The sequence below is a fragment of the Chitinophaga parva genome, assembly GCF_003071345.1.
Classification (GTDB): Bacteria; Bacteroidota; Bacteroidia; order Chitinophagales; family Chitinophagaceae; genus Chitinophaga; species Chitinophaga parva.
In genome coordinates this window covers 228,706-238,036 of the sequence record NZ_QCYK01000004.1, presented here as the reverse complement: position 1 = coordinate 238,036, position 9,331 = coordinate 228,706, and the positions used below count along the sequence as shown (strand labels likewise).

Here is a 9,331-nt window from a genome sequence, read left to right as displayed (position 1 = left end):
GTACCGGCCGCCAGTGGCCTTCCTTGAGGAACGTCTTCAGGGCTACGCCCTTCCGACGTTCCTCAAGGACCAAAGATTTGAATGGAAAGATTTAGTTTTGAATGTTACTAACTGAGGGAAGCTTTCAATGATTTGTCCCCTTTAGCGGAGCGCGATATCTTGCTGTCGAATATTTCACAGGCTGATTTATTCAATATTGTCTCTGCCATTAGGGATTAATCATTGGATCAATGTTAGGCATTCTGCATTTCTATTCATCGTTCCAAAATGCACGCAGTCTATAGCTTGACAATAAGTTGCATCATTTTTTCGAACGCACTTTGTGATGAATATCAATTCGATAGCATTTTTTTGTTTATATGTAAATTATTCAAAATATTGATTTACAACAATTTACTAAAAACATGGGAGCGCGATATCTTGCTGTCGAATATTTCACAGGCTGATTTATTCAATATTGTCTCTGCTATTAGGGATAACTAACACCTTTGTTACAACAGGAAGCCGGTGAGACTACCGGCTTCCTTGTTTCATAATATAAAGGTACGTTATAAGAATACCGGGATGGCTATCTACTCTAGTGAAACTTCGATTGACAAACGCAACTGCAATCTTTATAAATTTGCCTCCGGCGATCGCTACCTATTATCATTTGCGACATTAAATAAAACGAGGGCGAAAAACGCCCTCGTCAGCAAAACAAGGGCGTTTTTTGCATATATTCGCCCTCGTTAATTAAATCGAAGGTAAAACTTACCCCCATCAATATGGCATACAACCCAACTATTCCTTACAACGATCTACCAGCGTTGCCTCTGGCTTTACTTCGCATCATCTAAGCCAACCAGGAATGTTTTAAAATCTGTCAACCTATTTTAGGACGACTCAATACAATAGATCCTACAAATTGTTAACACTTTGGCAGACCCAAACTTGCAGATAGATTGTAAAGAAACAAAGTAATAACAGAATTTTGTCAGAAAGCTCCGAGAGGTAGCGGACCGCATTGATTACGTATAATTTTAAGCCAGCTTGAATCGTAAGTGAGCGTTGCCGGGGCATCCAATTGCGGAGATAAATCTAGTAATTTTCTGGTTTGCAGGTCTAGATTCAATATCCCGATTGACGCACTATCATCATTATGCATGTAATAAATATTCATGGCTATTGATGTACTATCTCCTGGCTCATCACTAATATGTACCCTATAGTCCGATAAGCGGGTACCGGAATCTGGCTGGAAATTACTTGTCTGAAACATCTGATTTAGTGCCTGATCACACGTTACCAAACCGCTCGACCCAGATTGCCTTTCTGTAACATCCGGCCCATTACTACTCGAATCCATCTGGTCATGTGTGACAATTACACTATCACCTGCTGCACTAGCATCTCCCTTCTTCGGCACTTCACTGCATGCCCAGAGACTAAAACAAAGAAATAAAAACAAACATCTATTCATTGTGGTTTATTTATTTTGACATTCACTTGATTTTCAAGTGCCCTCATTAATGAATCAGTAATCTTGGTGCTATTGTGACTCACTCTGTTTCTATAATTCTGTTGTGCAGATGGGTCAATTGCTCCCCAACGTGCCCAATTGCCATTATACCTTTGAATATACTCAACTTTATACATCATTGCCGCCTCCACTGTCGGAAAAATTATAAACGGTTTGGGATGATCGGTGACTTGCTGATTACCACCCTGTCCACTCATGCCAACACCTTCAAACATCGGATTAAGCCCCAAAGGTCTATATTCAGGATGTTGCTCAAAAAGCTCTTTTCCTGCCCAACCATAATACGGAGGGTCGTGTTCGTGCCCCGGCCTGGCCTCCATTCCTCCTGTACCTGTATTGCGATATTGCCCTGACGTGAAAACGCCATACCCGTATTTTTTTGGATAGCCAGACGTTGTCTCCGTCCTGTACATTCTTTCAACAGTTCTAGCCATTTCAGGTCCAAAAGTCTCCAAAACCTTTTTCAATCCAAATACACCATCAATGTAACTAAAACGCCCTAAGGCAGAGGCAGTAGTTTTAGTAGGAACAGCATCCTCATGATCAACGAACGGACTAGGCCGGGTGTAATAACTAACATTCCCATGTGCATCAACAGTTCGATACTTATGGACCTCTATTGTTGTCGAAATTGCTTTAATTGCGACTCCATATGCCGCCTCTGTATGATATCGCGGTTGGGATTCGTATCCTACGAAAAATTTTATGATATATTTAATCTCCTCCCCATCCAGATCGATGCCCTGAATCGGAGAATTACTTGCAAACTGGTAAGGCGTCAATTCCGGATAACTTGCCGTAAGCGGATCCACGCTAAGGAATTTCGCAATTCTTGGATCATACACTCGTCGGCCATAATCCATCCTGCTGATTCCCCACTCCCTTTACATCATTATCATTCTCTTTTCCATTAAACCCGTAACGATATTTATCATTAACATTATTGTACGTCCTCTCAGGTATCAAAGCCCCAAACGGATAGTAATCATTTGCATTTACCACATCCACGTTATAGTAGGCAATTTCCGTATTACCGTTGTCTACGCCGGTCTTTCTGTCACTCACCGCAGCCATTACATTCCCACGATGATCTGACAATTCATATAACTTTTCACCTCGTTTACTACTCACAGTATACACAAACCCCAGCCCAGGCAGATAAGAAATCTCTGCAGTACCTCCGGGATAAGCATTTCGAAGCATATATCCCACCACTTCTTCATTGGGCAAGGTCAATACATTTATTTTATGTTCAACATCGCGTTGTTCGGATCTTAAACGCTCCTCAGCTAGTAATAATTCCCGTCTGTTCTTTACCCAATAAGTTTGTCTGTATAAACTGATATTCTGCCGATAACGTAAGTTCGCAACCTGATCCAGCGCTTCTTTTATTTGTTGGCTTTTCATTTCCAACCATCCTCTGTATAATAGAAATACGTCCTCCTTTGACTTTAACAAAGAAGCATATCTTTCAGTTCTAAGCGGCATGCTATCTATCACACAGTCATGTTCGTCATACACAAACATCATAAGCGAATCCTGGCTATACAATGCAATCTTAGACACAAAGCCAGTGGGAGACGTAGCATAGTAAATAGTAGTATCTGGCTTCATCATCATTTTACCCGCAAGTGACTTACGAAGCAGAAATGTATCGTTTGAAAACAGTTGAGCAGGAGACCGAGTATTGAACAAATATAAACGGAGAAAATGTTCCTTCACCAAACTCTCCAGAGCCATCATCTGTTGCAATGTACTTTGCGTTGCCTTGTCCTGCAACGTGTGATAGATGAGTTTTCGGATATAACTGGTATCTTTTAGCGCCTGCTGCCAATCCGCCTGTACTCAGCTATTGCATCTTCTAAATAATCCTCATTTTTTCGCCATAGTCCCGTATAGAAGGTGAACGGATCAACGGTATTTGAGGCAACAAGGTTAAATTCACTTTCAAGTAAGTGGGTTGAATCGTAGGCAGTACCGTAACAAGTGAACCAGTAAAGTGTTTTTCTCGTTTTATCCAGCACGGCCATATCTACATACATATTGGATAAGGCACTCCTACCAAATATCACCAGATCCGGTTGCCCATTAGCAGCCTGTCTTAAAAGGGGAGCAATACGTGGATCAGTTTTAACATCCATCTGGGCCTGTGCATTACTACAAACAAACAGACAAATCAAACCAAACAAAAGGGATAACCATTTCATGATACTGGGAATACTATGCGATTATACTCGGGTTAAAATCAGCAAACAATCATCGCTTGCGTCCACAACATACATCAAAATTTCGAACCATTTCGAACTATTTCAAACACAAAAAAGCCTTCAAATCCAAAGACTTGAAGGCTTCATTTAAAGCTTGCGGGCCAGGCGGGACAACTTTCGAACTTCTTAAAGAAGGATTTATTGAAAATCAATAATTTAAAAATCTCTTCTAGCCCCGTAGTTTGAAAGCCCCACTCAGTTTTCGCAAAAATGTCTTCCCCGTTTTCTTAGAATTGAAGGACAACTTGAATGCCACTTATTTTTATTCATTCTAATAGATCACACATCTATTTAATTTTAAAATTACTAAAAAGAATATCTCCTTTTTTGAACTCCATGAATAATTTTCCGTCACCTGTGACTGCTGTTGTTTCGTAATGTGCGCCTGCTACAAAATCCAACCACTTGTCAATGAAAACGTTCATAGATATCTCGCATATCGGGTCACGTTTACCAAAGTCCATAATGATAGTGTCATATTTTATTAACTCGGTCCGCCTAAAGTAGGCAGCAACTTCCTCTTCACAACCAATAAAGTAATACCAGAATGAATAACTATCCGGGTACTGCCTCCAATCGATAAAACTGTCACTACTACCTAAATCAAAATTAAACTCAACATGCTTGCTTTTCATATAGTAAGCATACTGCTCATAATTTTCAAAGGCAGGCTTGATAAAATCTTCATTTTCTTGCAGCGACCAATTATTATAACCCAATTTATTTATTTTTTAATGATTTAAGGATTTAGGAATTTCGTTTTCGATCATCATATCAACGACACGCTGATCTGCACTGAATTGAACCGCCCCCTTCTCCTTGCCGTTCCACCAATTAATATGTGCTCCTTTTGCTGCGTCGTAATCGACCCTAAACCCACTTTTCCCGTTTGCACTTGACCACCCAGTGACCTTTCCTTCCTGACTGCCAAATTTACCTGTATATTCAATCGCATCTTCTCCCAAATCTCCAGCCAACCCCTTGCTTACATTTAAGGCGTCTTCAAATTTACCCGTCTTAGTTAAAATAACAAGTTCTTTGGATTCATCCGTGGCCTTCCCGACGGTTTTGATCAATCCTTTCAACTCAGGTGACAGCCCTTTAAATACTTTTGAAATATTTCCAATTTCTGGAAGGGCAAAAAATACGCTTAATGCGCCCATTCCGTACTGCCCCTGACTGAAATACTTCTTTGCATCCTTCGCGTCTTCAACATTGCTGGCACCAGGTATAAATCTGTTGGCGCCCCCATTCCAAAATGGAGATATGTAAACCAAAGCCTTTGTTGTCCAGTCTATATTATCACCATTAGCTCGCCCTTGCTGTATTGCTTGTTTTCTGGCCCCCTCGGCTATGTCAACATTTATTACCCCCTGATGGTGCCTCAATTTAACCCAATCTATAAGTAACGTTAGCGGATCATCTCCTTGATATTTAATTGGAATTCCCCCTTCAAGTCCATCTATATCGATTAACCGAATAGGGCTGTTACTTGCAAATTGATATGGTGTCAACTCAGGATATTGTTTGGCAATTGGATCTGTGGATAAAAAACGTCCTACCCTGGAATCGTAAATCCGCATCCCGTAATCTTGCTGATTGCCGTCTCCCTTTACTTCATTATCATCCTCCTCTCCATTAAATCCATAACGATATTTATCACGAGGGCTATATGTTCTCCCTGGCATCAAAGACCCAAATGGATAATAGTCGTCCGAATTTACAACATCAACGTTATAGTAGGCAATATTTCCACCGCCATCGTCTACGCCCAGCTTTCTATCGCTTACTGTAGACATTACATTCCCGAGATGGTTGGAAAGCTCATATTCCTTTTCCCCACGACTATGACTTGCTGTATAAGCAAACCCCATTCCAGATGACAGGTAAGTAATCTGAGTAGCTCCATTTGGACAACTACTTTTAAGCATGTGACCTATCATTTCCTTATCGGGCAACGTCAGGTTCAATATTCTTTGCTCAACCTCTTGCTGCTGACTCTTTAGCTGTCCCAACGCTAATAATAACTTCTCTCTATTATCAACGCGGTGGGCTTGGATGTATAATCCCGTATCTTGTCGATTAAGTAACCTTGTTGTTTGACCAATTGCTTCCTTTAGCTGTTGGCTTTGCAGCTCCAGCCACCCCCTGTAAAGCAAAAACACATCTTCTCCTGACGCTCGCAAAGAAGTATATTTTCCTGGCCGCAATGGCATGCTGTCCAGAACATGATCCTGCCCGTCGTAAACTAACATCTTCAATGAATCATGGCTGGAGAGCGAGATCTTGGCAACAAATCCTAATGGAGAAGCGGCATAATAAACACTCGTATCGAGCCTATTTACCGTCTTCCCCGCGAACGACTTGCGAATTATAAACGCCTCATTTGTGGATGATAATGAAGGAGACGGACAGTTAAACAAACTTAACTTAATGCATTGTTTCTTAAAAAGCCCCTCTAAGGCCATCAGCTGCTGCAATGTGCTATGTGCAGATTGAACAGCAACAGTATTATATACAATCCGGCGATTGTAACTTGTATCCTTTAAAGCCAATTTGCCTAGCTCCCTATATTCCACCACTGCTTCATCCAGAAACACCTCCTTCGCCAGGCACAATTCCTTATAAAAACTGAAAGGATCAATGGCATTGGATGTTATTTGAGCATAATCGCCGTCGCGTAATTGCACAGAATCATAAGCCGTTCCATAACAAGTAAACCAGTAAAGCCGCTTACTCGTCTTATCCAGCACCGCCATGTTTACATACATATTGGATACCGGCTTCCTGCCAAATATCACCAGGTCCGGCTGCCCATTCGCAGCTTGTCTTAAAAGAGGAGCAATTCGCGGATCAGTCTTAACATCCATCTGAGCCTGTGAGCTACTATAAACAAACAAGCAGACCAAACCAAACAAAAGGGATAACCATTTCATGATACAGGAAATACTTCAGGATTTATACTCGGGTTAAAATCAGCAAGCAATCATCGCTTGCCTTTACAACATACATCAAAATTTCAAACTATTCCAAACACATAAAAGCCTCCAAATCTCTCGACTTGAAGGCTTCATTTAAAGCTTGCGGAGGAAGAGGGATTCGAACCCCCGGACCTGTTACAGTCAACAGTTTTCAAGACTGCCGCAATCGACCGCTCTGCCATTCCTCCGCCGCAAAAGTAAAAAACGAAATCAATTTACAAAAAAAATAATCGCACAAAGAAACCATCAAACATCCAAACCAGCCACCAGCAATCATTCCAAGCCAAAAAATATTTTCAAAGCGGGCATAAAAAAGGCCGCTGTATGTCAGCGGCCCATCAAATACTATTTACTTTCCGCCGTCTCCTTCGGCTTCTCTTTCACCTTTACAATATCCTCCAGCTTCACATTGATCGGGATCTTCCCCAGCTGCACAATGGCCCGTTTATCGCGGATCTCAATCAGTTTGCCCACCTGGTGGTTGCTCCGGATCTTCACCTGGTCCCCTACTTCCACCTTTCCTTTTAACTCCTGGTAGCGGTCATCCACCTTCTTCTGCAGGCGCTCATTCACGGTCTTCTCCTTCTTGCGGAACAGCAGCGCCTCGGCCTGTTGCAGTACTTTCTGCTTGTCGTCCGTGCGCTTCCATTCTATCACGATCTGCTTCATCTTGCGCTCCATATCCTTCAGGTAGGCCAGTTCTTCTTCCTTGATCTGGTTCTGCAATTTCAGCGTGGTGTATTGTTGTTGCTTGCGTTCTTTATCCGATAAAACTTCGTATTCGCGTTTCAGCCGCTCGTTTTCTTTGAGCAGTTTTTGCAGTTCCTTCTTTTCCGCTTCCACCTTCTGCAGGTCCTGCTCTGCCTTGTTCAGCAGCTTGTCCAGGCGGAAGTGGCCTTCGTCCACCAGGTTACGTGCACGCTGGATCAGCCGGGGTTCCAGGCCTATGCGTTGCGCGATGGAGAACGTGTAAGAGCTACCGGGCTTGCCTACGATCAGTTTATACATGGGCAGCAGGTTCTCTTCGTCAAAGCCCATTGCTGCGTTCATGATGCCCTTTACTTTATTGGCCATCACCTTCAGGTTCAGGTAGTGCGTGGTTACAATGCCAAAGGAATGTTTCTTGGCCAGTTCCTCCATGATCACTTCTGCAAAGGCCCCGCCCAGGTTAGGATCGGAGCCGCTACCCAGTTCGTCAATGAAGAACAGCGTTTTGCCGTTGGCGTTCTCCATGAAGTAGCGCATGTTCTTCAGGTGGGAGCTGTAGGTGCTCAGTTCAAACTCGATGGACTGTGTATCGCCAATATGGATCATCAGCTGTTTAAAGATGCCCAGTTGCGAGGTAGGATGCACCGGCACCAGCAAACCTGCCTGTAGCATCAATTGTATGAGGCCTACGGTTTTCAGTGTCACCGTTTTTCCACCGGCGTTAGGGCCGCTGATCACCAGGATGTGATGGTCCTTGTTCAGCGTTACGCTCATGGGGATGGTGGGCTTACCGGCCTTACGGTTATACAGCAGCAGCAAGGGGTGGCGGGCTTCTACCAGGTGCACTTCCGGCTCTTTTACCAGCATGGGATAGTTGGCATCCATGTCCAGGGCCAGCTTGGCTTTGCCGCGGATGAAGTCATAGATACCCAGGATCTCATGGGCGCTGTTGAGCAGGTCATGGTGTTTGCTCAGGTCTGCTGTCAGCTGGCGCAGAATGCGGTATACCTCCTTGGATTCATCGCGTTCCAGGGAGAAGATGTCGTTATTCAGTTCAATGGTTTCTTCCGGCTCAATGAAGGCGGTCTTCCGGGTATCAGATTCCCCGTGCAGGATACCTTTGATCATGCGCTTAAACTCGGCCATCACGGCCACTACGCGGCGCCCGTTCAGGAAGGCTTCGCCGGTATCGGCCAGGTAGCCGGCCTTCTGCAGCTTTTGCATAATGCGGTCAAAGGTGCGGCGCTGCTCCGTACGTTTACGGAACAAAGCCATGCGGATGCGTTCCAGCTCCGGCGTGGCATTATCGCGCACCTGGCCTTCTTCATCCAGGATCTCGTCTATCAGCTGGGTAATGCGTTTTTCATAGTGGGTATGCTCAATCACCTTGTACAGGGCCTGGTACTGCACGCGCCGTTCGGGGGAGAAAAAACGCACAATAGCGTGCATACTTTCATTGAGCTTGCGCAGCTGCATGAACTGGTCCTCTGCCAGCACCGCCCCCTGGATCTGCAGCAGGCGGAGTTCCTGCTTCAGGTTCAGGATATAATCATTGGGAAAATATTCCTGCAATAATGACAGTTGTTTATATTCATGGGCCTGTTGCAGGGCAGTCTGCACATAGTCTATGTGCGTATGGAGGCGCAGGTCTGCGGCCTGTTCCTTGCCCAGTTCGGTTTTACAATGTTCTTTAAGTAAGGCCTGTACTTTGTCGAATTCCAGTTGCAGCAAGGCCGATTCAGGAAAGTATTTCAATTAAAAGCTTGTTTTTCAGGTAAAATGCCGGGGCGCCTGTCAGGAAAGTGCCGGTCCGGCGACATACATATACATCAATTTTTATTCCTGCCAGCGCC

The 9,331-nt window shown here is 43.8% G+C and carries 6 protein-coding genes and 1 tRNA gene; all 7 read right to left on the bottom strand.

From position 1 onward, the window contains the following. Positions 1-1,458 precede the first annotated feature (1,458 nt). The gene (locus tag DCC81_RS25095) at positions 1,459-2,334 is read right to left on the bottom strand and encodes a hypothetical protein (RefSeq protein WP_240613072.1); all 876 of its coding nucleotides are present in this window, start codon (positions 2,332-2,334) and stop codon (positions 1,459-1,461) included. Between the two features lie 25 nt (positions 2,335-2,359). Next, complete coding sequence (locus tag DCC81_RS25090; RefSeq protein ID WP_133177804.1) at positions 2,360-3,301, bottom strand: hypothetical protein; 942 nt, start codon at positions 3,299-3,301, stop codon at positions 2,360-2,362. Between the two features lie 38 nt (positions 3,302-3,339). Beyond that, positions 3,340-3,729 (bottom strand): hypothetical protein, encoded by a 390-nt coding sequence (locus DCC81_RS25085; protein WP_108689513.1) that lies wholly within the window; start codon positions 3,727-3,729, stop codon positions 3,340-3,342. Between the two features lie 347 nt (positions 3,730-4,076). Then, positions 4,077-4,508, bottom strand: a complete 432-nt coding sequence (locus DCC81_RS25080; protein WP_108689512.1) for a hypothetical protein — start codon at positions 4,506-4,508, stop codon at positions 4,077-4,079. Between the two features lie 12 nt (positions 4,509-4,520). Beyond that, complete coding sequence (locus tag DCC81_RS25075; RefSeq protein ID WP_108689511.1) at positions 4,521-6,725, bottom strand: RHS repeat-associated core domain-containing protein; 2,205 nt, start codon at positions 6,723-6,725, stop codon at positions 4,521-4,523. 148 nt (positions 6,726-6,873) lie between these two features. Next, positions 6,874-6,958 (bottom strand) — tRNA-Ser (locus tag DCC81_RS25070). Between the two features lie 157 nt (positions 6,959-7,115). Further along, the gene (locus tag DCC81_RS25065; protein ID WP_108689510.1) at positions 7,116-9,233 is read right to left on the bottom strand and encodes an endonuclease MutS2; all 2,118 of its coding nucleotides are present in this window, start codon (positions 9,231-9,233) and stop codon (positions 7,116-7,118) included. Between the last annotated feature and the right edge of the window lie 98 nt (positions 9,234-9,331).

Excerpts from the sequence above, each read along its gene's own strand:
- DCC81_RS25075 (WP_108689511.1), bottom strand. The coding sequence starts at position 6,725 with ATGAAATGGTTATCCCTTTTGTTTGGTTTGGTCTGCTTGTTTGTTTAT.
- DCC81_RS25085 (WP_108689513.1), bottom strand. The coding sequence starts at position 3,729 with ATGAAATGGTTATCCCTTTTGTTTGGTTTGATTTGTCTGTTTGTTTGT.